Consider the following 23798-nt stretch of genomic DNA (forward strand, 5'->3'; position numbering starts at 1 on the left):
GAAATCCAGATTTATAAATGAAAACCGACAGGCCAGCACGCATACTGCTGGCCTTTCTGATGAACAGGTCGGCTCAGCCGATGTGAAAAAAATAAGATCGTGGAGAACAACATGAGCGCAAATGCGGAGACTCAAACCCCGCAGCAACCGGTTAAGAAGAATGGCAAACGTAAAAGTATGCTGCTCCTTCTGACCTTGCTCTTTATTATCATTGCCGTGGCATATGGGATTTATTGGTTTTTAGTACTACGTCATTACGAAGATACTGACGATGCGTACGTGGCAGGGAACCAGGTTCAGATCATGGCGCAGGTATCAGGCAGCGTGACGAAAGTCTGGGCTGATAACACTGACTTTGTTAAACAAGGCGATGTGCTGGTTACTCTCGATCAGACGGATGCTAAGCAGGCATTCGAAAAAGCCAAAACGGCATTGGCTTCCAGCGTGCGCCAGACGCACCAACTGATGATCAACAGTAAGCAGTTACAGGCTAGCATTGAAGTGCAGAGAACCGCGCTGGCGCAGGCACAAAGCGACTTTAATCGCCGCGTCCCGCTGGGCAACGCCAACCTGATTGGCCGCGAAGAGCTGCAACATGCGCGAGATGCCGTTGCCAGCGCTCAGGCGCAGCTTGATGTCGCTATCCAGCAATATAATGCTAACCAGGCAATGATTCTCGGCAGCAAGCTGGAAGATCAGCCCGCCGTACAACAGGCCGCCACCGAAGTGCGCAACGCCTGGCTGGCGCTGGAACGTACCAGAATCGTCAGTCCAATGACCGGCTATGTTTCCCGTCGTGCCGTACAGCCTGGCGCGCAAATCAGCCCAACCACGCCGCTGATGGCAGTTGTTCCGGCCACCAACCTGTGGGTCGATGCTAACTTTAAAGAAACGCAGCTAGCGCACATGCGTATCGGCCAGCCTGCGACGGTTATCAGTGATATTTACGGCGATGACGTGAAATACACCGGTAAAATTGTTGGCCTTGATATGGGTACGGGCAGCGCCTTCTCCCTGCTGCCTGCGCAAAACGCAACCGGTAACTGGATCAAAGTCGTCCAGCGTCTGCCGGTACGTATCGAACTGGATGCGCAGCAGCTGGCGCAACATCCGCTGCGGATCGGTTTGTCTACGCTGGTTACGGTAGATACCTCCAATCGTGACGGACAGATTCTGGCAAGCCAGGTCCGCACCACGCCGGTATCAGAAAGTAATGCACGTGAAATCAACCTTGCTCCGGTCAATAAAATGATCGAAGAGATCGTGCGGGCCAACGCGGGCTAATTCAAAGGTGCGTGTGATGCAACAGCAAAAACCGCTGGAAGGCGCGCAGCTCGTCATTATGACGATCGCGCTGTCTCTGGCGACATTCATGCAGGTGCTGGACTCCACCATTGCTAACGTGGCGATCCCTACTATCGCCGGGAACCTGGGCTCTTCGCTGAGCCAGGGAACCTGGGTGATCACCTCATTCGGGGTGGCGAACGCTATCTCAATTCCAATCACCGGTTGGTTGGCAAAGCGCTTTGGCGAAGTAAGGCTATTCATGTGGTCAACGACTGCCTTCGTCATTGCGTCATGGGCATGCGGGATGTCCACCAGCCTGAACATGCTGATTTTCTTCCGCGTGGTACAAGGGATTGTCGCCGGTCCACTAATTCCGCTTTCGCAAAGCCTGCTGCTGAATAATTATCCTCCCGCCAAGCGTTCCATTGCCCTCGCGCTGTGGTCGATGACGGTGATTGTCGCCCCAATATGCGGCCCTATTCTTGGGGGCTATATCAGCGACAACTATCACTGGGGTTGGATATTCTTCATCAACGTGCCAATCGGCGCGGCGGTGGTATTGATGACTCTGCAAACTCTACGCGGGCGAGAAACCAAAACCGAGCAGCGACGCATTGACGCCATTGGTTTGGCATTGCTGGTCATTGGTATCGGTAGCTTGCAGATTATGCTCGACCGCGGCAAAGAGCTGGACTGGTTTGCCTCACAGGAGATTATCATCCTGACGGTGGTCGCCGTTGTCGCTATCAGCTTCCTGATCGTCTGGGAGCTTACCGACGAACACCCGATTGTCGATCTCTCGCTGTTTAAGTCGCGAAACTTTACCATCGGCTGCTTGTGTATCAGTCTGGCCTATATGCTCTACTTCGGCGCAATCGTCCTGCTGCCGCAGCTATTGCAGGAAGTTTACGGATATACAGCAACCTGGGCCGGTCTGGCCTCCGCCCCGGTTGGGGTGATCCCGGTGATCCTGTCGCCGATAATCGGTCGCTTCGCGCATAAGCTGGATATGCGTCGTCTGGTCACGTTCAGTTTTATTATGTACGCCGTCTGTTTCTACTGGCGCGCATGGACGTTCGAACCGGGTATGGATTTTGGCGCATCGGCCTGGCCGCAGTTTATTCAGGGATTCGCGGTAGCCTGCTTCTTTATGCCGCTGACGACCATTACGCTGTCCGGTTTACCGCCTGAACGTCTGGCGGCGGCGTCCAGCTTGTCTAACTTTACGCGAACGCTGGCAGGTTCTATCGGAACCTCCATCACCACGACAATGTGGACTAACCGTGAGTCGCTACACCATGCGCAGTTAACGGAGTCCGTTAACCCCTACAACCCAAATGCACAAGCAATGTATAACCAACTGCAGGGATTAGGGATGAGCAAGGAGCAAGCCTCTGGCTGGCTGGCCCAACAGATAACCAATCAAGGGCTGATCATTTCCGCCAACGAAATCTTCTGGATGTCAGCGGGGATCTTCCTGGTGCTGCTTGGTCTTGTCTGGTTCGCTAAACCGCCGTTTGGCGCAGGCGGCGGCGCGGGCGGCGCACATTGATCAAAAAAGCCAGTTCATCTGAACTGGCTTTTTTATACCGGCTGGCGCCTATTATTTGTCGACCAGATGAGAAGCGTGAGCTTCACCATCCAGCATGACAACTAAATATGCAGTTCCTGCAGCTTCTCTTTCGGCAGTGCCAGCTCTTCATTGCTGTTCACACGAACATCGTGCTCAAGGATATGACGGGCAATGTCCTGCGCTTCACTGAGAGAGTGCATCTGATACGTGCCGCACTGGTAAATGTTCAGTTCTGGGATCTGGTTTTGATCCTGCACTTTCAGTACGTCAGCCATCGCCGCTTTCCACGCGTCGGCAACACGCTGCTCGTCCGGCGTGCCAATCAGGCTCATGTAGAAGCCGGTGCGGCATCCCATCGGAGAGATATCGATAATCTCAACGCCGTTACCGTTGAGGTGGTTACGCATAAAACCTGCAAACAGGTGTTCCAGCGTATGGATACCTTTCTCAGGCATCACTTCTTTGTTCGGAATGCAGAAACGCAGATCAAACACGGTGATTGCGTCGCCATGCGGGGTGTTCATCGTTTTTGCAACCCGGACCGCGGGAGCTTCCATCCGGGTGTGATCGACAGTAAAACTATCTAACAACGGCATTTAGCCACCTCCGATAAATTTTTTAAAAATAATCTGAACTCTTTGTTCCGGGGCGAGTCTGAGTATATGAAAGACGCGCATTTGTTATCATCATCCCTGTTTTCAGAGATGAAATTTTGGCCACTCCCGAGTGGCCTTTTTCTTTTGTATCAAGCGTGCTTTTCCAGCCACACGCTAAACGGCTCGGTATCAGCCGCTTCGATCTCCTGCTGACGACGCTTTGACGCTTCGGTTTCAGCAATAAACTCTTCTTCCTGCAATATTTCCAACGGCTCTTCGCGCAGAAGGTTTCGGTATGCCTCACCCAACGCTTTGCCCGTACCGCCAATGCCTTCATCAATCATAGACCGTAGGATCCGGGCGGAGAATGTCAGTTCAGGATTATCAAAGCAGGCGACCAACTCGTCGCATACCTTTTGATACTCCTCTCCCCCGTGGATGCTGTCCAGCGTTTGTGCTACGCGTTTCAGGTCGCGGAACAAATCTTTACCCACTTCAGGCAGTGGGAACTGCGCTGTCTCACAGCCAATGCCTAAGGTCAGGCCAGGCTTACGCCCTTCCAGAATAACGCGATTCCAGTTAGTACGCGTACATAACAGCTCATCGCTACTCATTTCCGGCGCATCGGCCAATGCGCACCAGACCATAAACAGATCGAGGAAGCGTACCTGTTGCTCGTCTACGCCGATTGGTGAGAACGGGTTAATATCCAGTGAACGTACTTCGATGTACTCAATACCGCCACGCAGAAGCGCGTCAGAAGGCGTTTCACCACGACGAGTGACGCGTTTCGGACGGATAGGCGCATACAGTTCATTTTCAATCTGCAAAACGTTGCTGTTAATTTGCAGACGCTTACCGTCCTTCTCCAGACCGATCGCCGCGTACTCCTCGGAAGGGGTTTTAATCGCGCGCTTTAATCCTGCCACATACTCATGCAAATCGTTAAACGTAATTCCGAGATTGCTTTGCGACTTATTGGTATAGCCCAAATCGCTCAAACGCAGCGACGTCGCGTACGGCAGGTAATACATCCCACAGTCGGTTTTTTCAAACGGCAGGGTGGTCGGTTTTCCTTGCAGGAAGGAGGAACAAATGGCCGGAGAAGCGCCAAACAGATACGGGATGACCCAGCCAAAACGGTAATAGTTACGGATCAGACGGAAGTAACCCGCAGAGATCTTCTCTTTAGCATCTTCACCGTCCGTTACGCCGCATTTCGCCTGCCAGAAAGCCATCGGCAGCGAGAAGTTGTAATGTACGCCGGAGATGGTCTGCATCAACGCGCCATAACGGTTTTTGAGGCCTTCGCGATAAAGCGTTTTCAAACGACCGGTATTCGACGTACCGTACTGCGCCAGCTCAATATCCTGACCGTCGGCAATATAGCAAGGCATGCTCAACGGCCACATACGCTCGTCGCCCAGGTTTCTGGCGGTATAACGATGCAGGTCGCGCATGAACGTCAGCATTTTATGAATATCGTCGCCAGGTGGAGTAATAAACTCCAGCAGCGCTTCGGCAAAGTCCGTGGTTATCCACTTATGTGTTAGCGCTGAGCCTAACACCTCAGGATGGCCTGTCGTCGCCAATGACCCATCAGCATTGACGCGCAGCGTTTCACGCTCCAGCCCACGTTGAATCCCCTTTAACGCCTGAGGATGGTTTTCCAGCCAGGCCAGCGCCTGTGATACGTTCGGGATCAAATTGACCTCCCGCCTGTCAAAATCGTTTTAATTAGCATAATGGTATTGGTTACCCTGAAGGCTATCTCACAACACAATTAGTGCCACCACATAATGCCTTGCGTCGTAACCGCTGCGACAACAACATAGCGCAACGCCTTGCCAAGGCATAAGAAAAAGAGAACTGGGCCCCACGAGATGCGCATCCATCCAGCTAACAGGCACAGTAAATCACCCACAACCGGCATCCAGCTTAATAATAGTGTGACAGCGCCATAGCGCCGCAGCCAGCCAGTGGCTTTCTCTTGCCAGCGCGATGTTTTACGCAATGGAAAGAAACGCCCAAGGATAACGTTAGTTAACCCTCCAAGGCTATTACCCATTGTTGCTGTTAAGACTAAGACCCAGGGATGACTTACCCCAGAAATCAGCAAAGCAACCAGAACAACTTCAGAATTGCCGGGTAATAGCGTGGCGCTGAGAAAACTGCTGGCAAACAGTGACAGGAGCGATAGTCCATCACTCACAATAACCGAACATCCACGGCGTCCATCCCCGCTGCGCTCGCCGCCTGCAGTCCAAAATCGGCATCTTCAAACACGACGCAGCGCGCCGGAACAACCCCCATTCGCTCAGCACAAAGCAAGAACGTATCAGGAGCAGGCTTATGGCGTTGTACGTGATCGGCGGCCACCACAGCATCAAAATAGCGACGCAGACCAAGGTGAGCGAGTAGAGCCTCTGCAATTGCGCTTTCACTCCCCGTCCCTACCGACATAGGACGGCGGCCATGCCAGGCTTTCACTACTTCAACCAACGGTAAAGGCTGGACGCTATCCAGCAGCATGCTTTTTACCTTGTCCGTTTTTTCTCGTGCCAAAACATGGGGGTCAAGATCGGCATGATTCAATTCAATCACCGCCTGGGCAATACGCCACGTTGGAGAGCCGTTGAGGGCAACCATGGCTTGTTCATCAAACCGTAGCCCATAATGGCCCAATACCTCATGCCACGCCTTACGGTGCGTAGGTTCGGTATCCAGGATGGTGCCATCCATATCAAAAATCAAACCCGCATAACGTTCGTACATCGTCTTCTCACAAGCCGAATGACCAGACGTTATTTTATCGTAATTGATTGATTTTGTCGCTGACAGCGAATTGAGGGATGTTCAGGGAGTATGTGGAAATGATTCATGAGGGGGAAAGTGCTGGCGATTATCTCGGAGAAGATGGTGCATCCGGGAGGATTACTCGGCTGCGCCTCGCCCTGCGGGCCGTTGCTGAAGCAACGTTATCCTCCCTGGCGCTGGCGATTATCTCGCAGACCATGAAGAAACAGTTTCGCTGTTATTCAGGAGAAGATGGTGCATCCGGGAGGATTCGAACCTCCGACCGCTCGGTTCGTAGCCGAGTACTCTATCCAGCTGAGCTACGGATGCATCGGGAATTGCTGATTACTACTGATACGGCAAAGAAGATGGTGCATCCGGGAGGATTACTCGGCTGCGCCTCGCCCTGCGGGCCGTTGCTGAAGCAACGTTATCCTCCCTGGTGCTGGCGATTATCTCGCAGACCATGCAACAACAGTTTCGCTGTTATTCAGGAGAAGATGGTGCATCCGGGAGGATTCGAACCTCCGACCGCTCGGTTCGTAGCCGAGTACTCTATCCAGCTGAGCTACGGATGCATCGGAAAACTTGCTTTACTGCCGATATTGATATCGTAATAAACGATATCAAGTAAGAGATGGTGCATCCGGGAGGATTCGAACCTCCGACCGCTCGGTTCGTAGCCGAGTACTCTATCCAGCTGAGCTACGGATGCATCGGGAAACTTACTTTACTGCAGATTTGATGTCGCTGCTAAAGCGCTATCAAGTAATATGGTGCATCCGGGAGGATTCGAACCTCCGACCGCTCGGTTCGTAGCCGAGTACTCTATCCAGCTGAGCTACGGATGCAAATGGCGGTGAGGCGGGGATTCGAACCCCGGATGCAGCTTTTGACCGCATACTCCCTTAGCAGGGGAGCGCCTTCAGCCTCTCGGCCACCTCACCAACACGCCTCTTACGAGTGCTTCGAAGAACTTGTTTCTGCTCATCGTCGCTGCGTGGCGCACATATTACTTTCTGGGACTTATAAGTCAAACAATTTTTCCAGAGCTTTTATCGTTTGCACATTTCACGCGCAATTAGTCTGCAAAAACGGCAAAAAGAGTGTTTTATCAACAGATAAATTGGCAGTTTCCGCAGACAATGAACAAACAGAAAATTCGCCGGGAACGACAATGTGCGTATGGGAAAAGAGAAAATGGGGGGAGTGAAGCAGAAAAGCGAAGAAAGAGGACAACTCAATCAGGTTGCGCCTCACCAGAATGGTGAGACGCGAAAACCTTAATAACTGGACTGCTGGGATTTTTCAGCCTGGATACGCTGGTAGATCTCTTCACGATGGACAGAAACTTCTTTCGGGGCGTTTACGCCAATGCGTACCTGGTTGCCCTTCACCCCTAAAACTGTCACGGTGACCTCATCGCCTATCATGAGGGTCTCACCAACTCGACGAGTCAGAATCAGCATTCTTTGCTCCTTGAAAGATTAAAAGAGTCGGGTCTCTCTGTATCCCGGCATTATCCATCATATAACGCCAAAAAGTAAGCGATGACAAACACCTAAGTGTAAGCAGTCACGGCATCACATTCTGTTAAACCTAAGTTTAGCCGATATACACAACTTCAACCTGACTTTATCGTTGTCGATAGCGTTGATGCAAACGCTGCGGATTGAAGCCCGCAGCGTCGACTTACGCTTATAATTATTACAGTTTTGCGCTGACCCAGCCTTTCACACTGGCTAACGCTGCAGGCAGAGCCGCTGCATCCGTACCACCGGCTTGCGCCATGTCCGGACGACCACCACCCTTACCGCCTACCTGCTGAGCGACCATACCAACCAGTTCCCCTGCTTTCACTCGGTCTGTCACATCCTTAGACACACCAGCAATCAGAGAAACCTTACCTTCAACTACCGTTGCCAGAACGATAACGGTAGACCCCAGTTGATTTTTCAGATCATCAACCATGGTACGCAACATTTTCGGCTCAACGTCCGCAAGTTCACTGACCAGCAGCTTCACGCCGTTGATATCAACCGCTTTGCTGGAGAGATTTGCACTCTCCTGCGCCGCAGCCTGTTCCTTCAATTGCTGCAATTCTTTTTCGAGTTGACGCGTACGTTCCAGTACAGAACGCACTTTATCACCGATATTCTGGCTATCGCCTTTCAGCAGCTGCGCGATATCGCTTAAGCGGTCGCTCTCAGCATGCACCGTTTGGATAGCGCCTTCACCGGTTACGGCTTCGATACGACGAACGCCCGCCGCCGTGCCTGACTCAGACACAATGCGGAACAGACCGATATCCCCCGTACGGCTGGCGTGAGTACCGCCACACAGTTCGGTGGAGAAATCGCCCATACTCAGAACGCGCACGTGGTCATCATATTTCTCGCCAAACAGCGCCATTGCGCCTTTGGCTTTCGCCGCTTCCAGATCCATGATGTTCGTTTCAATCGGCAGGTTGCGACGAATTTGCGCATTCACCAGATCTTCAACGGCACGGATTTCAGCAGGCTTCATGGCTTCGGTATGAGAGAAGTCGAAACGCAGCACTTTATCGTTAACCAGCGAGCCTTTCTGTGCCACATGCGTGCCCAATACCTGGCGCAGCGCCGCGTGCATCAGGTGCGTTGCGGAGTGATTCAAGCGGATACGCGCACGACGAGCTTCATCCACATCAGCCTGTACTGCATCGCCTATTTTCAGAGAACCCGCAGACAGTTTGCCGATATGACCAATCGCCTGGCCATATTTTTGCGTGTCACTCACGGCAAACGCAAAGCCCGCACCTTTCAGTTCGCCCTTGTCGCCAACCTGACCACCAGATTCCGCATAGAACGGCGTCTGATCCAGTACAACAACAGCGTCCTGACCGGCGTTAATGGCGTCTACCGCTTTACCATCGACAAACAGCGCAGTCACTTTGCCGTTCAGCTCAAGATGCTCATACCCTTTAAATTCTGAAGCGCCATCAACGCGAATCATCGCATTGTAGTCTGCGCCAAAACCGCTGGCTTCACGCGCACGACGGCGCTGTTCTTCCATTGCGGCTTCAAAGCCCGCCTCGTCAACCTTGATGTTGCGCTCGCGGCAAACGTCTGCCGTCAGGTCAACCGGGAAGCCGTATGTGTCATACAGACGGAAGGCGGTTTCGCCATCCAGCGTATCACCCGTCAGTTTTGCCAGCTCTTCGTCCAGCAGTGCCAGACCACGTTCCAGCGTACGAGCGAACTGTTCTTCTTCGGTTTTCAGAACCTGTTCAACCATTGCCTGTTGACGCTTCAGCTCTTCACCTGCAGACCCCATGACTTCCACCAACGGACCAACCAGCTTGTAGAAGAAGGTATCCTTCGCGCCCAGCATGTTGCCATGACGTACCGCGCGGCGAATGATACGGCGCAGCACATAGCCACGGTTTTCATTCGACGGGACAACGCCATCGGCAATCAGGAATGCACAAGAACGGATATGGTCGGCGATAACGCGCAGCGACTTGTTGCTCAGATCGGTCGCACCAGTAACTTTCGCGACGGATTCAATCAGTGAGCGGAACAGGTCAATTTCATAGTTGGAGTTAACGTGTTGCAGCACGGCCGCAATACGCTCCAGCCCCATACCGGTATCCACGGACGGCTTCGGCAGCGGTTCCATGGTGCCGTCAGCCTGACGGTTGAACTGCATGAAGACGATGTTCCAGATCTCAATGTAGCGATCGCCATCTTCTTCTGCGCTTCCTGGAGGGCCGCCCCAAATGTGGTCGCCGTGGTCGTAGAAAATTTCGGTGCACGGACCGCAAGGACCGGTATCACCCATCTGCCAGAAGTTGTCGGATGCATAGGCCGCGCCTTTGTTATCACCAATGCGGATGATACGCTCGCGCGGAATACCAACTTCTTTTTCCCAAATTTCATAGGCTTCATCGTCAGTTTCATAGACGGTGACCCACAGACGTTCTTTTGGCAGGGCAAACCAGTTTTCACCGGTCAGCAGTTCCCATGCGAATTGAATGGCGTCGTGTTTGAAATAATCGCCGAAGCTGAAGTTGCCCAGCATTTCGAAGAAGGTATGGTGACGTGCAGTGTAACCGACGTTTTCCAGGTCGTTGTGCTTACCGCCCGCACGTACACAACGCTGCGAGGTGGTTGCGCGGGAATAATTACGCTTGTCGAGGCCAAGGAAAACATCCTTGAACTGGTTCATCCCGGCGTTGGTAAACAACAAAGTAGGGTCATTGTTTGGTACCAGGGAGCTGCTGGCAACTACCTGATGTCCTTTACTATGGAAAAAATCGAGAAACGCCTGACGGATCTCAGCGGTGCTCTTGCTCATAATTATCCTGAAGAAATCAAGCTAACGAAATGTCATTACCAGCATCGGCAGCAAACTGCGCCTCTGGCAATCGAAAAGTGGGAATAAGATAAGTTTTCTTTACTGGGAAGTAAAATCCCGTATGCGCTCAATCGTCAAAATTTCGCCATATTGCCTGAATATCTTCCATCAGATAGCCACGATAGAGCAAAAAACGCTGGACCTTTACCTTATCTGAAAAATCGACTGGTAAAGGTTCACCGTATTTCCTGATTGCCTGCTCGCGCGCAAGCACTGCCCAGTCAATTTCACACTCGCGCATGGCGCGCTCAATAGCCTCACGCGAGATTCCTTTCTGGCTGAGTTCCTGCCGCACTCGCGCAGGCCCATAACCTTTGCGGCTACGGCTGGCAATAAACTGCTGAACGAAGCGGTCATCATCCAGATAATGACTTTCAATGCACCAGGCAATGACCTTGTCGTAATCTTCCGGGGAAGCATCAATGTCTTCCGGCCCTTGTTTGCCCATCACCGGCGCGGCCAGCTTCCGCCGTAGTTCCTGCTCGCTGTGATCGCGCATTGCCAGAATACGCACGGCGCGGTCAAGCAGTCGGGAATAAGCGGATCGGCGGGAAGTTGCATCTGTCATAGTAAACCTTCAGAAATGCAAAAGGGCTGCATGATATGCAGCCCTTTACTGTATGCGATGTAAAACAGATTATCAGAAATCTTCGTTCGTTTCTGCTACGTCTGCAGCACCGTCATCAACGGAGAAATCTGGCGTTGAATCCTGGTTATTGAGCAGTAACTCGCGCAATTTCTTCTCAATCTCTTTTGCGGTTGCCGGGTTTTCTTTCAGCCAGTTGGTCGCATTCGCTTTACCCTGACCGATTTTCTCACCGTTATAGCTGTACCATGCACCGGCTTTTTCAATCAGCTTCTCTTTCACGCCCAGGTCAACCAGTTCACCATAGAAGTTGATACCTTCACCGTACAGAATCTGGAATTCAGCCTGTTTAAACGGCGCGGCGATTTTGTTTTTCACGACCTTAACGCGGGTTTCGCTACCAACCACGTTGTCGCCCTCTTTCACTGCGCCAATACGGCGAATGTCCAGGCGCACGGAGGCATAGAATTTCAGCGCGTTACCACCGGTAGTGGTTTCCGGGTTACCGAACATAACGCCAATTTTCATACGGATCTGGTTGATGAAAATCAGCAGCGTGTTGGACTGCTTCAGGTTACCGGCCAGCTTACGCATCGCCTGGCTCATCATACGCGCCGCAAGCCCCATGTGAGAGTCGCCAATCTCGCCTTCGATTTCCGCTTTCGGCGTCAGCGCCGCCACGGAGTCGACAACGATAACGTCAACCGCACCGGAACGCGCCAGCGCATCACAGATTTCCAGCGCTTGTTCACCGGTATCCGGCTGGGAACACAGCAGGTTGTCGATATCAACGCCAAGCTTACGGGCATAGACGGGATCCAGCGCGTGTTCCGCATCAATGAACGCACAGGTTTTACCTTCGCGCTGAGCGGCGGCAATAACCTGCAGCGTCAGCGTCGTTTTACCGGAAGATTCAGGCCCGTAGATTTCGACGATACGGCCCATTGGCAAACCGCCCGCGCCTAATGCGATGTCCAGAGAAAGCGAACCGGTGGAGATGGTTTCCACATCCATGGAACGGTCTTCACCCAGGCGCATGATGGAGCCTTTACCGAATTGCTTTTCGATCTGACCCAGCGCTGCCGCCAACGCTTTCTGTTTGTTTTCGTCGATAGCCATTAATTACTCCTGTCATGCCGCTTTCGGGGTAAACCGCGAAACGTGAAAGATAATGTTCTGTTGAGGCAATTATACTGTATGCTCATACAGTATCAAGTATTTTGTAGAAATTGTTGCCACAGGGTTTGTAACGCATAGGCAGTCGCCTGCCGACGTACCGCATCGCGGTCACCGCTGAAACATTCCCGGCGGGTAATCCCCTCGCCGCTTGCGCTGGCAAAGGCAAACCATACCGTACCCACAGGCTTTTCCTCACTGCCGCCATCCGGCCCCGCAATACCGCTGATCGAGACCGCGAAATGCGCGCGGGCCGCTTTTAGCGCGCCAATCGCCATTTCCACGACGACAGGCTCACTCACCGCGCCATGCTGGGCCAGCGTCTCTTCGCGCACGCCAATCATCTGCGCTTTGGCTTCATTGCTGTAGGTCACGAACCCGCGTTCAAACCAGGCGGAACTGCCGGCAATATCCGTAATGGCTTTGGCCACCCAACCGCCGGTGCAGGATTCCGCCGTCGTAACGGTCGCCCCGCGCGCTTTCAGCGCCAGGCCAACCTGCTCGCTTAACTGCATCAGTTCACTGTCGGTCATTTCAGCCTCTGTCAGTTAAAAAAATATGCCGCACAAGATAGCACTTTCACAACCAATGTGGGGATGGGGAGAACGTTTTACGAGGGGGATTCCAAAAATTGATCCGTTGCAAAATAAGACCCGCCGGATGGCGATGTCAGAGCATCTTATCCGGCCTACAAGCAATATCTTATTTGTAGGCCGGTTGGAGCGATTACTGTACGCGCGCCAGCGCTACCGCCTGACCCAATTGCCACACCGCCATCGCGTAGTGGGTACTGTGGTTGTAGCGGGTGATGGTGTAGAAGTTTGGCAGCCCGTACCAGTACTGATAACCGGTGCCAATATCCAGGCGCAGCAGGCTGGCCTGCTGATGATTCCCCAACGACTGCTGCGGCGTCAGACCCGCGGCGGCAAGCTGTGAAATGCTGTACTGGGTTTTAAAGCCGTTCGCCAGCCCAGGCGCCTGACCATTCGCCGGCACCGCGACCGTATCGCCTTTCACCCAGCCGTGGCCTTTGAAATAGTTCGCCACGCTACCGATGGCGTCAACCGGATCCCACAGATTAATGTGCCCATCGCCATTGAAATCGACCGCATATTCTTTATAGGAAGACGGCATAAACTGGCCGTAGCCCATCGCACCGGCGAAGGAACCTTTCAAATCGAGCGGATCATCACTTTCATCTCGCGCCATCAACAGGAAAGTTTCCAGTTCGCCAGAGAAGTATTCCGCACGACGAGGATAATTAAAGGACAGCGTCGCCAGCGCATCCAGAATTCGCGTTTTGCCCATCACGCGGCCCCAGCGCGTCTCTACGCCAATAATACCGACGATGATTTCCGGTGGTACGCCGTAGACCTGCCACGCACGGTTCAGGGCATCTTCATATTGATTCCAGAAGGCCACGCCGTTTTGCACGTTATCCGGCGTGATGAACTGCTTGCGATAACGCAGCCACGCGCCGTTAGGTCCGGCTGGAGGTTGAGTCGTCGGCGCCTGACGGTCCATCAAACGCAATACCGAGTCCAGCCGCTTGGCCTGCGACAGGATCTCCTGCAACTGCTGGCGATCAAAGCCATGCTTGTTCACCATCTTCTCGATGAACTGTTGCGCGTTCGGGTTATTGGCAAAATCACCGCCCGTTAGCATGACATTGTGCTGTGGCTCAAGCAGGAAGCCGCCGGAAGGCGTACCCGTAGTCGTTTGAGTCTCTGAAGGTTTAGGTTTGCTGCTACAGGCAGCAAGCAATACGAAAAGGGGAAGTAACGCTACATAACGACGCTTGAACATGAGACATCCATTAAACAAATTCAGCCTGGGAGAAGTATGGTAAAGCATCCTCAGCCATACAAGGAAGCAGTAGTCGCTCTGCTTCACAGAATTTCCCCCCTCTTGCACTTCCGACCGTCATATTTGCGAGCGCTTACGCAATAACTTTCAAAATAAAATATTTACCTTTCATTTTGAGATCAAAATAACACTTTTAAATCTTTCGATCTGATTAAAATTAGTTTCCGTTTGGCAAGATAACTAAAAAACCCTACAGGAGAGAATAATGATCGACACCATCACACTCGGTGCTGAGTGGTTTATCGGGCTGTTCCAGAAAGGCGGAGAGGTGTTTACCGGCATGGTGACCGGTATTCTTCCCCTGCTGATTAGCCTGCTGGTCATCATGAATGCGCTGATTAACTTTATCGGCCAGCAGCGTATTGAACGTTTTGCTCAGCGCTGTGCCGGAAACCCACTGTCCCGCTATCTGCTGCTGCCGTGCATCGGCACATTTGTGTTTTGTAATCCGATGACGCTAAGCCTGGGCCGCTTTATGCCAGAAAAGTACAAGCCCAGCTACTACGCTGCGGCCTCTTATAGCTGCCATTCCATGAATGGCTTATTCCCGCACATCAACCCCGGCGAGCTGTTTGTCTATCTCGGTATCGCCAGCGGCCTGACGACGCTGGGCCTTCCGCTTGGCCCGCTGGCGGTGAGCTATTTGCTGGTCGGTCTGGTCACCAACTTCTTCCGCGGCTGGGTAACCGATTTCACCACCGCCATTTTCGAGAAAAAAATGGGCATTCAACTTGAGCAGAAAGTTCATCTGGCGGGAGCAACATCATGACGCGTATTCGTATTGAAAAAGGCACCGGCGGCTGGGGCGGCCCGCTTGAACTGGATGCCGTACCGGGCAAGAAAATTGTCTATATCACTGCCGGGACTCGCCCTGCGATTGTCGACACGCTGGCGAATCTGACTGGCTGGCAGGCCGTTGATGGTTTCAAAGAGGGCGAACCGCCGGAGAGTGAAATTGGCGTGGCGATCATCGACTGCGGCGGCACGCTGCGCTGTGGGATCTATCCCAAACGTCGCATACCCACGGTAAATATTCACGCCACGGGGAAATCCGGTCCACTGGCCCAGTACATTGTCGAAGATATCTATGTCTCTGGCGTAAAAGAAGAAAACATTACCGTTGTCGGTGAAGCATCCATTGCGCCGCAACCTGCAAGCAGCACGATTGGTCGCGATTACGACACCAGTAAAAAGATTACTGAACAAAGCGATGGTCTGTTGGCAAAAGTCGGTATGGGCATGGGGTCAGCCGTTGCTGTCCTGTTCCAGGCCGGTCGCGACACTATTGATACCGTTCTGAAAACCATTCTGCCATTTATGGCGTTCGTCTCGGCGCTGATCGGCATCATCATGGCTTCTGGTCTGGGAGACTGGATAGCCCATGGACTCGCACCGCTCGCCAGCCACCCGCTGGGACTGGTGACGCTGGCGCTGATTTGCTCTTTCCCGCTGCTGTCACCTTTCCTCGGCCCTGGTGCGGTCATCGCCCAGGTTATCGGGGTGCTGATCGGCGTACAGATTGGCCTGGGGAACATCCCTCCCCATCTGGCGCTACCGGCCTTGTTTGCCATTAATGCGCAAGCCGCATGCGACTTTATTCCCGTGGGGTTATCGCTGGCCGAAGCGCGTCAGGACACGGTCCGCGTCGGCGTGCCATCCGTCCTGGTAAGCCGCTTCCTGACCGGCGCGCCTACCGTTCTCATCGCCTGGTTTGTATCCGGCTTTATTTACCAATAAGAGGCACTCAAAAATGACCGTGATTTATCAAACCACCATCACCCGCATCGGCCAAAGCGCCCCGGACGCACTTTGCGACCAGATGTTAATTACCTTTCGTGAAGGCGCGCCAGCGGATATTGAAGAGTTTTGCTTCATCCATTGCCACGGCGATCTGAACGGTTCTTTGCACGCCGGGATCCAGTTTGAACTGGGCCAGCATCACTACCCGGTCACCGCCGTTGGCAGCGTGGCGGAACAAAACTTACGTGAACTGGGGCATATCACCCTACGTTTTGACGGACTCAGCGAAGCGGAATTCCCTGGCACCGTACATGTGGCGGGCCCTGTACCGGACGATATCGCGCCGGGCTGTATTTTGAAGTTTGTTGCTTAAGATTGAAGGAGAAAAAGATGAATCAGGTTGCCGTTGTCATTGGTGGAGGCCAGACCCTGGGAGCGTTCCTTTGCCGTGGGCTTGCGACAGAAGGATACCGCGTCGCGGTGGTGGATATTCAAAGCGATAAAGCCGCCAACGTCGCGCAGGAGATTAACGCCGAGTTTGGCGCAGGCACAGCGTACGGTTTTGGCGCTGATGCCACCAGCGAACAGAGCGTGCTGGCACTGTCACGCGGAGTGGATGAAATATTTGGTCGCGTCGACCTGCTGGTTTACAGCGCGGGTATCGCTAAAGCCGCGTTTATCAGCGACTTTCAGCTTGGGGATTTCGACCGCTCGCTGCAGGTGAATTTGGTCGGTTACTTCCTCTGCGCCCGTGAATTCTCACGCCTGATGATCCGCGATGGCGTCCAGGGACGCATTATCCAGATCAACTCCAAATCAGGGAAAGTAGGCAGTAAACACAATTCGGGCTACAGCGCGGCAAAATTCGGCGGCGTGGGTTTAACCCAATCGCTGGCGCTGGATCTGGCGGAATACGGGATTACCGTCCATTCGCTGATGCTCGGCAACCTGTTGAAATCACCGATGTTCCAGTCATTATTACCGCAGTACGCTACCAAACTGGGCCTTAAGCCGGATGAAGTAGAGCAGTATTACATTGATAAGGTTCCGCTCAAACGCGGCTGCGATTATCAGGACGTGCTGAACATGCTGCTGTTTTATGCCAGTTCGAAAGCCTCTTACTGCACCGGACAATCGATTAACGTCACCGGCGGTCAGGTGATGTTCTAAGAGGTATGACTGCCCGGTGGCGCTGTGCTTACCGGGCCTACGAATATTATGTAGGCCGGATTAGGCGCAGCCGTCATCCGGCAAAATCAAAGGAGCGCATTATGGTTTCCGCACTGATTACCGTCGCCGCCATCGCCTGGTGCCTGCAACTGGCGCTTGGTGGCTGGCAAATATCCCGCTTTAACCGCGCGTTCGATAAACTTTGTCAGCGGGGTCGGGTGGGCGTGGGGCGTTCCGGCGGACGGTTTAAACCGCGCGTGGTCGTCGCCATCGCGCTTGATGAGCAACAGCGGGTTACCGATACGTTATTTATGAAAGGTCTTACCGTATTCGCCAGACCCGGCAAAATTGCCACCATAATGGGCAAACATCTTGATGATTTACAGCCTGATGTGATCTTTCCCCATGATCCGTTAGCGCAGAATGCACTATCATTGGCGCTTAAACTGAAACATGGGTAATTTCGTTGTGAATGCTAATAGCTTGCGAAATTATCATTTTGCAACCTAAATAAGTCAGGGTAATCACGCCTATGAAACCTCGTCAGCGTCAGGCTGCCATACTGGAGCACCTGCAAAAGCAGGGAAAATGCTCGGTTGAAGAACTGGCCCACTACTTTGACACGACCGGCACAACCATTCGCAAAGACCTGGTCATTCTGGAAAATGCTGGAACCGTCATTCGTACCTATGGCGGCGTAGTGTTGAACAAAGATGAATCTGACCCGCCCATCGATCACAAAACCCTAATTAACACGCATAAAAAAGAGCAGATCGCTGAAGCCGCCGTCCGTTATATCCATGATGGCGACTCCATCATTCTGGATGCGGGCAGCACCGTATTGCAGATGGTGCCGATGCTTACCCGCTTTAGCAACATCACCGTCATGACCAACAGTCTGCACATTGTTAATGCCCTTTCGGAGCTGGACAACGAGCAAACCATCCTGATGCCTGGCGGGACCTTTCGCAAAAAATCTGCGTCATTTCACGGTCAACTGGCAGAAAACGCCTTTGAGCAATTCAGCTTTGATAAACTCTTCATGGGGACCGACGGTATTGACCTCAATGCCGGCGTGACCACCTTTAATGAGGTCTTTAGCGTCAGTAAAGCGATGTGCAATGCCGCTCGCGAAGTGATTCTGATGGCTGACTCCTCAAAATTTGGGCGTAAAAGCCCTAATGTTGTGTGCAGTCTGGAAAGCGTTGACAAGCTGATTACCGATGCAGGTATAGACCCTGCATTTCGTCAGGCGCTGGAAGCAAAAGGGATTGAAGTAATCATAACCGGAGAAACCAATGAGTGATGCACTACTGAACGCGGGCCGTCAGACGTTAATGCTGGAACTGCAGGAAGCCAGTCGACTGCCGGAGCGACTGGGCGATGATTTTGTCCGCGCCGCCAATACTATCATCCACTGTGAAGGCAAAGTCATTGTCTCCGGGATTGGCAAATCAGGCCATATTGGCAAAAAAATTGCTGCGACCCTCGCCAGTACCGGCACCCCTGCCTTTTTTGTGCATCCGGCGGAAGCGCTGCATGGCGACTTAGGCATGATTGAAAGCCGCGACGTGATGCTGTTTATCTCTTACTCCGGCGGCGCGAAAGAGCTGGATCTCATCATTCCGCGCCTGGAAGACAAATCCGTCGCCCTGCTGGCCATGACCGGAAAACCAACCTCGCCGCTGGGCCTGGCGGCCAAAGCCGTGCTGGATATTTCTGTTGAACGTGAAGCCTGCCCAATGCGCCTGGCGCCGACCTCCAGCACCGTCAACACGCTGATGATGGGCGACGCGCTGGCAATCGCCGTGATGCAGGCGCGCGGCTTTAACGAAGAAGATTTTGCCCGCTCGCATCCGGCCGGCGCGCTGGGCGCTCGTCTGTTAAATAAAGTGCATCACCTGATGCGCCGTGACGATGCCATTCCGCAGGTAACGCTGACCACCAGCGTCATGGACGCGATGCTGGAACTCAGCCGCACGGGTCTTGGTCTGGTGGCTGTCTGTGATGACGCGTCACTGGTGAAAGGCGTCTTCACTGACGGCGACCTGCGCCGCTGGCTGGTTGGCGGCGGCGCGCTCACCACGCAGGTTAGCGAAGCAATGACCCATAATGGCATTACGCTGCAGGCACAGAGCCGCGCGATTGACGCCAAAGAGATCCTGATGAAACGCAAAATCACTGCCGCACCGGTGGTAGATGAAAACGGGAAACTCACCGGCGCTATCAACCTGCAGGATTTCTATCAGGCCGGTATTATCTAATCCTTCAGCCCCAGGCGTTTCGCCAGCCGGTGCAGGTTGGCGACGTCTGTTTCCAGCGCCCGCGCGCTTGCCGCCCAATTGTGGTTATTTTGCGCCAAGGCCCGGCGGATCATCTCGCGCTGAAATGACTCCGTTGCCTCACGCAAATTGTGATGCTGCGGGATCTCTGCCACGACGTCCGGCTGCGGTACAGGGCTTTCATCCTGCAAGGCAAAATGCTGTGCCTCCAGCACCACCTCATCCCCTGCCCGGGTAGCCCTTGCCAGCACAACCGCCCGATGAATGGCATGTTCCAGCTCGCGCACGTTTCCGGGCCAGCCGTAACTCAGCAGATGATTACGCGCGCCGGGGCTTAACACAACGCGGGAAAGTCCCAGCCGCAGCCGACATTGCTCGCAAAAATAGCCTGCCAGCAGCACTACATCTTCGCCGCGCTCACGTAGTGGCGGCACGGAAAGGGGAAAAACGCTCAGACGATGAAACAGATCCGCGCGAAAATTCCCCGCCAGCACCTCTTCTCGTAAATCACGATTGGTCGCCGCCAGTACGCGCACGTCAACGCGCAGGCTGCGATCGTCCCCTACGCGCTGAATATCGCCATACTGCAATACGCGCAGCAGCTTGGCCTGCAACGCCAGCGAGAGTTCGCCAATCTCGTCGAGAAACAGCGTGCCGTTATCCGCCATTTCAAATTTACCGCTACGATTACTGATAGCCCCGGTAAAAGCCCCTTTTACGTGACCAAAAAGTTCACTTTCCGCCACGCTTTCGGGCAACGCCGCGCAGTTGAGATACACCAGCGGATTCACCGCACGCGGCGAACCTTCATGAATCGCTTTGGCTACCAACTCCTTCCCGGTCCCGGTTTCGCCGCTGATCAGTACGTTGAGATCGGACCCTGCCACAATCTCAATCTCTTTTTTCAACTGCATCATATTGGGCGACAGGCCAATCATCTGGGTTTCCGTCACCTGCTCGAAAGCCGTCGACGAACCCGGCAGCATATTCTGGCTTTCCAGTTGTTCAATCAGCAACGCATTACTCAGCGCCCCCGCAGCCAGAGCGGCAATTAGCCTAAGCTCTTCATCGCTGAAGACATCGAACTGATCGGGCTCCATGCCATCCAGCGTTAACGCACCAATCAGATTTTGTCCGGCAAACAGCGGCAACCCGATGCAGGCATGCACTTTCAGGCTCTCCTGACCCGGGATTAACCCGTCATAAGGATCGGGCAGATCGCTGTCGGCAGGAAAACGTACCACGTCCCCGGCGCGGGCAATCGCCTCCAGCCGCGGATGTCCCTCCAGCGTGAAGCGGCGGCCGAGGACATCCTGCGCCAGGCCATCGATAGCCAGCGGGATAAACTGTCGCGACTCGTAGCGCAGCAGTGCCGATGCGTCGCACTCCAGCACCTGGCGCAAGGTCGTGATCAGGCGCTGAAAACGGTCCTGATGACCGATACCGCTTTGTAATTCAATGGCGATACCCGCCAGCACATCTACTGAAAAGCTCATGGCAACCTCATTGTCATTTTGACAATTCATATTGTCATATTGACAATAAAATAAACAGTCATTTTGACTACCACTTTATAGGCACTAAATAATAAATCATTAAAAATCAAACAATTAAAAAGTTGGCACACAACCTGCAATTAACAAAATATCTTTTTAGAAAAACGCTGAATTAATTGAGGTTGCTATGTCTATTCTGGTTAAAAATAACATTCATTGGGTTGGCCAACGTGACTGGGAAGTGCGAGATTTCCACGGCACTGAATACAAAACGCTGCGCGGTAGCAGCTACAACAGCTATCTCATCCGTGAAGAAAAAAACGTGCTGATCGATACAGTAGACCATAAGTTTAGCCGTGAATTCGTGCAGAACCTGCGCAGTGAAATTGACCTCGCGGATATCGACTACATCATCATTAACCACGCGGAAGAAGATCACGCCGGTGCGCTGACCGAACTGATGTCCTGCATCCCGGACACGCCAATTTACTGCACCGCTAACGCGATTGATTCCATCACCGGCCACCACCATCATCCGGAGTGGAACTTCAACGTGGTGAAAACCGGTGATTCTCTGGACATCGGCAACGGCAAACAACTGATCTTTGTTGAAACGCCGATGCTGCACTGGCCTGACAGCATGATGACCTACATGACCGGCGATGCGGTACTGTTCAGTAACGATGCTTTCGGCCAGCATTACTGCGACGAACGTCTGTTCAATGATGAAGTTGACCAGACCGAACTGTTCGAACAATGCCAACGCTACTACGCCAACATCCTGACCCCGTTCAGCCGTCTGGTGACGCCGAAAATCACTGAGATCCTCGGCTTCAACCTGCCGGTCGATATGATTGCCACCTCCCACGGTGTGGTATGGCGCGACAACCCAACGCAGATCGTTGAGCTGTACCTGAAATGGGCGGCCGATTATCAGGAAGACCGCATCACCATCTTCTACGACACCATGTCCAACAACACCCGCATGATGGCGGACGCCATTGCCCAGGGCATCAACGAAGTTGACCCGAACGTGGCGGTGAAAATCTTTAACGTCGCCCGTAGCGACAAAAACGACGTCCTAACCAACGTCTTCCGTTCTAAAGGCGTACTGGTCGGTACTTCCACCATGAACAACGTGATGATGCCGAAAATCGCCGGACTGGTGGAAGAGATGACCGGCCTGCGTTTTCGTAACAAACGCGCCAGCGCCTTTGGTTCTCACGGCTGGAGCGGCGGCGCAGTTGACCGCCTGTCCACCCGTTTACAAGATGCCGGTTTTGAGATGTCGCTTAGCCTGAAGGCGAAATGGCGTCCGGATCTGGATGCGCTGGAACTGTGTCGTCAGCACGGTCGTGAAATTGCACGTCAGTGGGCGCTTGCTCCGCTACCGGAAACGACCGTCAAAGCGACAACCAAAGAAGAAGAGTGCGCTTGTGCCGCTGCGGCTGCGGCTGACCTCGGCCCAAGCATGCAGTGCAGCGTGTGCCAGTGGATTTACGATCCAGCAAAAGGCGAACCGTTGCAGGATGTCGCGCCAGGTACCCCATGGAGCGATGTGCCGGATAACTTCCTGTGCCCGGAATGTTCATTAGGTAAAGACGTCTTCGACGTACTGGCAACGGAGGCAAAATGAGCCACGGAATTGTCATTATTGGTTCGGGCTTCGCCGCCCGCCAGTTAGTCAAAAATATCCGTAAACAGGATGCAACTGTTCCGTTGACCCTGATTGCCGCTGACAGCATGGATGAGTACAACAAGCCCGATCTCAGCCACGTTATCAGTCAGGCACAGCGTGCAGACGACCTCACCCGCCAGTCGGCGGGGGAGTTTGCCGAACAGTTTAATTTGCGCCTGTTCCCCTACACCTGGGTGACCGACATCGACACCGATGCCCACATCGTGAAAAGTCAGGACCAACAGTGGCAGTACGACAAGTTGGTGCTGGCGACGGGGGCTTCAGCCTTTGTGCCTCCAGTCACCGGACGTGAGTTAATGCTCACATTGAACAGTCAGCAAGAATACCGCGCCTGTGAAACGCAACTGCGTGATGCCCAGCGGGTACTCATTGTCGGCGGCGGTCTGATTGGCAGTGAGCTGGCGATGGATTTTTGTCGTGCCGGTAAAGCGGTAACACTTATCGACAACGCCGCCAGCATTCTGGCCTCGCTGATGCCACCGGAAGTCAGCAGTCGCTTACAGCATCGTCTGACCGATATGGGTGTGCATCTGCTGCTGAAATCACAGCTTCAGGGTCTGGAAAAAACTGAATCGGGTATTCGCGCCACGCTCGATCGTAGTCGCCGCGTAGAAGTCGATGCGGTGATCGCCGCCACCGGTCTGCGCCCGGAAACGGCGCTGGCGCGTCGTGCCGGATTGAGCATTAATCGTGGCGTCTGCGTCGACAGCTATCTGCAAACCAGCCACCCGGACATTTATGCCCTCGGCGACTGCGCGGAAATTAACGGTCAGGTGCTGCCGTTCCTGCAGCCGATTCAACTGAGTGCCATGTATCTGGCGAAAAACCTGCTCGGCGGCAATGCTCCGCTGAAGCTACCTGCCATGCTGGTAAAAGTTAAAACGCCGGAACTGCCATTGCATCTGGCGGGGGAAACCCAGCGGCGCGATCTGAACTGGCATATTGCCGCGGAAGCGCAAGGTATGGTGGCCAGAGGAATGAACGACGAAGGCCAGCTATGTGCGTTTGTGGTCAGTGAAGACCGGATGAAAGAGGCCTTTGCGCTGCTGAAAACATTGCCCATGTAAGTCTGTGGTGCCGGATGGCACCGCTTCGCGCCTTATCCGGCCTACAAATAGATGCTCACTTGTAGGCCG

General features: G+C 53.5%; 23 protein-coding genes and 5 tRNA genes. 12 read left to right on the forward strand and 16 right to left on the reverse strand.

From position 1 onward, the window contains the following. Positions 1-111 precede the first annotated feature (111 nt). Together emrA and emrB are read left to right on the forward strand one after the other, a co-directional pair. Positions 112-1284, forward strand: a complete 1173-nt coding sequence (emrA, locus tag FOB24_RS19700; RefSeq protein WP_085048879.1) for a multidrug efflux MFS transporter periplasmic adaptor subunit EmrA — start codon at positions 112-114, stop codon at positions 1282-1284. Between the two features lie 16 nt (positions 1285-1300). Next, positions 1301-2839 carry a multidrug efflux MFS transporter permease subunit EmrB gene (gene emrB, locus FOB24_RS19705; RefSeq protein WP_069324580.1) on the forward strand — a complete coding sequence of 513 codons (1539 nt, stop codon included), beginning with the start codon at positions 1301-1303 and terminating at the stop codon, positions 2837-2839. A gap of 101 nt (positions 2840-2940) precedes the next feature. On the opposite strand, the gene luxS is transcribed toward emrB, so the two are convergent. From luxS to yqaB, 4 genes are all read right to left on the reverse strand, one after another. Beyond that, complete coding sequence (gene luxS, locus FOB24_RS19710; RefSeq protein ID WP_006687194.1) at positions 2941-3456, reverse strand: S-ribosylhomocysteine lyase; 516 nt, start codon at positions 3454-3456, stop codon at positions 2941-2943. Between the two features lie 149 nt (positions 3457-3605). After that, a complete protein-coding gene (gene gshA, locus FOB24_RS19715; RefSeq protein WP_038633015.1) occupies positions 3606-5162 on the reverse strand; it encodes a glutamate--cysteine ligase in 1557 nt (518 codons plus the stop codon). Between the two features lie 77 nt (positions 5163-5239). Continuing rightward, a complete protein-coding gene (locus FOB24_RS19720; RefSeq protein WP_038633018.1) occupies positions 5240-5668 on the reverse strand; it encodes a YqaA family protein in 429 nt (142 codons plus the stop codon). Next, the gene (gene yqaB, locus FOB24_RS19725) at positions 5665-6231 is read right to left on the reverse strand and encodes a fructose-1-phosphate/6-phosphogluconate phosphatase (protein ID WP_085048878.1); all 567 of its coding nucleotides are present in this window, start codon (positions 6229-6231) and stop codon (positions 5665-5667) included. The genes FOB24_RS19720 and yqaB overlap by 4 nt, the downstream gene beginning before the upstream one ends. 105 nt (positions 6232-6336) lie before the next feature. Here yqaB and FOB24_RS24325 point away from each other — a divergent pair, with 105 nt between their 5' ends. After that, entirely contained in the window at positions 6337-6474 is a 138-nt protein-coding gene (locus tag FOB24_RS24325; RefSeq protein ID WP_190971846.1) for a hypothetical protein, read from the forward strand. A gap of 31 nt (positions 6475-6505) precedes the next feature. Here FOB24_RS24325 and FOB24_RS19730 read toward each other — a convergent pair. From FOB24_RS19730 to mltB, 11 genes are all read right to left on the reverse strand, one after another. Continuing rightward, a tRNA-Arg gene (locus tag FOB24_RS19730) sits at positions 6506-6582 on the reverse strand. Between the two features lie 171 nt (positions 6583-6753). Next, positions 6754-6830 (reverse strand) — tRNA-Arg (locus FOB24_RS19735). Between the two features lie 60 nt (positions 6831-6890). After that, positions 6891-6967 (reverse strand) — tRNA-Arg (locus FOB24_RS19740). A gap of 59 nt (positions 6968-7026) precedes the next feature. Then, positions 7027-7103, reverse strand: a tRNA-Arg gene (locus FOB24_RS19745). A gap of 3 nt (positions 7104-7106) precedes the next feature. Beyond that, positions 7107-7199: transfer RNA gene (locus FOB24_RS19750), tRNA-Ser, on the reverse strand. A 336-nt stretch (positions 7200-7535) separates the two neighbouring features. Then, positions 7536-7721: a carbon storage regulator CsrA gene (csrA, locus tag FOB24_RS19755; RefSeq protein WP_000906486.1), complete on the reverse strand. Its 186-nt coding sequence runs from the start codon at positions 7719-7721 to the stop codon at positions 7536-7538. A gap of 238 nt (positions 7722-7959) precedes the next feature. Beyond that, positions 7960-10587: an alanine--tRNA ligase gene (alaS, locus tag FOB24_RS19760; RefSeq protein WP_061382320.1), complete on the reverse strand. Its 2628-nt coding sequence runs from the start codon at positions 10585-10587 to the stop codon at positions 7960-7962. A 127-nt stretch (positions 10588-10714) separates the two neighbouring features. Beyond that, the gene (gene recX / locus FOB24_RS19765) at positions 10715-11215 is read right to left on the reverse strand and encodes a recombination regulator RecX (protein ID WP_085048877.1); all 501 of its coding nucleotides are present in this window, start codon (positions 11213-11215) and stop codon (positions 10715-10717) included. 72 nt (positions 11216-11287) lie between these two features. Further along, on the reverse strand, positions 11288-12352 hold the full coding sequence (gene recA, locus FOB24_RS19770) for a recombinase RecA (protein WP_137347526.1): 1065 nt from the start codon (positions 12350-12352) through the stop codon (positions 11288-11290). 92 nt (positions 12353-12444) lie between these two features. Next, on the reverse strand, positions 12445-12942 hold the full coding sequence (gene pncC / locus FOB24_RS19775) for a nicotinamide-nucleotide amidase (protein WP_003037333.1): 498 nt from the start codon (positions 12940-12942) through the stop codon (positions 12445-12447). Between the two features lie 193 nt (positions 12943-13135). Next, positions 13136-14215 carry a lytic murein transglycosylase B gene (gene mltB / locus FOB24_RS19780; RefSeq protein WP_038633043.1) on the reverse strand — a complete coding sequence of 360 codons (1080 nt, stop codon included), beginning with the start codon at positions 14213-14215 and terminating at the stop codon, positions 13136-13138. A gap of 265 nt (positions 14216-14480) precedes the next feature. Here mltB and srlA point away from each other — a divergent pair, with 265 nt between their 5' ends. From srlA to gutQ, 7 genes are all read left to right on the forward strand, one after another. Continuing rightward, positions 14481-15044, forward strand: coding sequence for a PTS glucitol/sorbitol transporter subunit IIC (gene srlA / locus FOB24_RS19785; RefSeq protein WP_003825953.1), 564 nt, complete (start codon positions 14481-14483; stop codon positions 15042-15044). Beyond that, a complete protein-coding gene (srlE, locus tag FOB24_RS19790; RefSeq protein ID WP_069324575.1) occupies positions 15041-16012 on the forward strand; it encodes a PTS glucitol/sorbitol transporter subunit IIB in 972 nt (323 codons plus the stop codon). Before srlA ends, srlE begins: the two co-directional genes overlap by 4 nt. Before the next feature lie 13 nt (positions 16013-16025). Then, a complete protein-coding gene (srlB, locus tag FOB24_RS19795; protein ID WP_038633050.1) occupies positions 16026-16388 on the forward strand; it encodes a PTS glucitol/sorbitol transporter subunit IIA in 363 nt (120 codons plus the stop codon). A 17-nt stretch (positions 16389-16405) separates the two neighbouring features. Beyond that, a complete protein-coding gene (gene srlD / locus FOB24_RS19800; RefSeq protein ID WP_006687183.1) occupies positions 16406-17185 on the forward strand; it encodes a sorbitol-6-phosphate dehydrogenase in 780 nt (259 codons plus the stop codon). A gap of 101 nt (positions 17186-17286) precedes the next feature. After that, the gene (gene gutM, locus FOB24_RS19805; RefSeq protein WP_038633053.1) at positions 17287-17646 is read left to right on the forward strand and encodes a transcriptional regulator GutM; all 360 of its coding nucleotides are present in this window, start codon (positions 17287-17289) and stop codon (positions 17644-17646) included. A 71-nt stretch (positions 17647-17717) separates the two neighbouring features. After that, positions 17718-18491 (forward strand): glucitol operon DNA-binding transcriptional repressor SrlR, encoded by a 774-nt coding sequence (srlR, locus tag FOB24_RS19810; protein ID WP_006687181.1) that lies wholly within the window; start codon positions 17718-17720, stop codon positions 18489-18491. Further along, complete coding sequence (gutQ, locus tag FOB24_RS19815; RefSeq protein ID WP_038633059.1) at positions 18484-19449, forward strand: arabinose-5-phosphate isomerase GutQ; 966 nt, start codon at positions 18484-18486, stop codon at positions 19447-19449. The genes srlR and gutQ overlap by 8 nt, the downstream gene beginning before the upstream one ends. Here the strand turns inward: gutQ and norR are convergent. Continuing rightward, entirely contained in the window at positions 19446-20963 is a 1518-nt protein-coding gene (gene norR / locus FOB24_RS19820) for a nitric oxide reductase transcriptional regulator NorR (RefSeq protein WP_085048872.1), read from the reverse strand. The two genes, gutQ and norR, sit on opposite strands and share 4 nt — an antisense overlap. 187 nt (positions 20964-21150) lie before the next feature. Between norR and norV the strand changes: the two genes are divergently transcribed. Next, entirely contained in the window at positions 21151-22599 is a 1449-nt protein-coding gene (gene norV, locus FOB24_RS19825; protein WP_085048871.1) for an anaerobic nitric oxide reductase flavorubredoxin, read from the forward strand. Beyond that, positions 22596-23729, forward strand: a complete 1134-nt coding sequence (norW, locus tag FOB24_RS19830; protein ID WP_038633069.1) for an NADH:flavorubredoxin reductase NorW — start codon at positions 22596-22598, stop codon at positions 23727-23729. The genes norV and norW overlap by 4 nt, the downstream gene beginning before the upstream one ends. Positions 23730-23798 lie beyond the last annotated feature (69 nt).

The sequence above is a fragment of the Citrobacter werkmanii genome (assembly GCF_008693645.1).
Classification (GTDB): domain Bacteria; phylum Pseudomonadota; class Gammaproteobacteria; order Enterobacterales; family Enterobacteriaceae; genus Citrobacter; species Citrobacter werkmanii.

Coding starts and splice junctions, on each gene's coding strand:
- recX (WP_085048877.1), bottom strand. CDS start 11,215: ATGACAGATGCAACTTCCCGCCGATCCGCTTATTCCCGACTGCTTGAC.
- gutM (WP_038633053.1), top strand. CDS start 17,287: ATGGTTTCCGCACTGATTACCGTCGCCGCCATCGCCTGGTGCCTGCAA.
- luxS (WP_006687194.1), bottom strand. CDS start 3,456: ATGCCGTTGTTAGATAGTTTTACTGTCGATCACACCCGGATGGAAGCT.
- recA (WP_137347526.1), bottom strand. CDS start 12,352: ATGGCTATCGACGAAAACAAACAGAAAGCGTTGGCGGCAGCGCTGGGT.
- pncC (WP_003037333.1), bottom strand. CDS start 12,942: ATGACCGACAGTGAACTGATGCAGTTAAGCGAGCAGGTTGGCCTGGCG.
- srlA (WP_003825953.1), top strand. CDS start 14,481: ATGATCGACACCATCACACTCGGTGCTGAGTGGTTTATCGGGCTGTTC.
- norW (WP_038633069.1), top strand. CDS start 22,596: ATGAGCCACGGAATTGTCATTATTGGTTCGGGCTTCGCCGCCCGCCAG.
- emrB (WP_069324580.1), top strand. CDS start 1,301: ATGCAACAGCAAAAACCGCTGGAAGGCGCGCAGCTCGTCATTATGACG.
- srlE (WP_069324575.1), top strand. CDS start 15,041: ATGACGCGTATTCGTATTGAAAAAGGCACCGGCGGCTGGGGCGGCCCG.
- csrA (WP_000906486.1), bottom strand. CDS start 7,721: ATGCTGATTCTGACTCGTCGAGTTGGTGAGACCCTCATGATAGGCGAT.
- gutQ (WP_038633059.1), top strand. CDS start 18,484: ATGAGTGATGCACTACTGAACGCGGGCCGTCAGACGTTAATGCTGGAA.
- norR (WP_085048872.1), bottom strand. CDS start 20,963: ATGAGCTTTTCAGTAGATGTGCTGGCGGGTATCGCCATTGAATTACAA.
- norV (WP_085048871.1), top strand. CDS start 21,151: ATGTCTATTCTGGTTAAAAATAACATTCATTGGGTTGGCCAACGTGAC.
- alaS (WP_061382320.1), bottom strand. CDS start 10,587: ATGAGCAAGAGCACCGCTGAGATCCGTCAGGCGTTTCTCGATTTTTTC.
- FOB24_RS24325 (WP_190971846.1), top strand. CDS start 6,337: ATGAGGGGGAAAGTGCTGGCGATTATCTCGGAGAAGATGGTGCATCCG.
- mltB (WP_038633043.1), bottom strand. CDS start 14,215: ATGTTCAAGCGTCGTTATGTAGCGTTACTTCCCCTTTTCGTATTGCTT.
- emrA (WP_085048879.1), top strand. CDS start 112: ATGAGCGCAAATGCGGAGACTCAAACCCCGCAGCAACCGGTTAAGAAG.
- srlD (WP_006687183.1), top strand. CDS start 16,406: ATGAATCAGGTTGCCGTTGTCATTGGTGGAGGCCAGACCCTGGGAGCG.
- srlB (WP_038633050.1), top strand. CDS start 16,026: ATGACCGTGATTTATCAAACCACCATCACCCGCATCGGCCAAAGCGCC.
- yqaB (WP_085048878.1), bottom strand. CDS start 6,231: ATGTACGAACGTTATGCGGGTTTGATTTTTGATATGGATGGCACCATC.
- srlR (WP_006687181.1), top strand. CDS start 17,718: ATGAAACCTCGTCAGCGTCAGGCTGCCATACTGGAGCACCTGCAAAAG.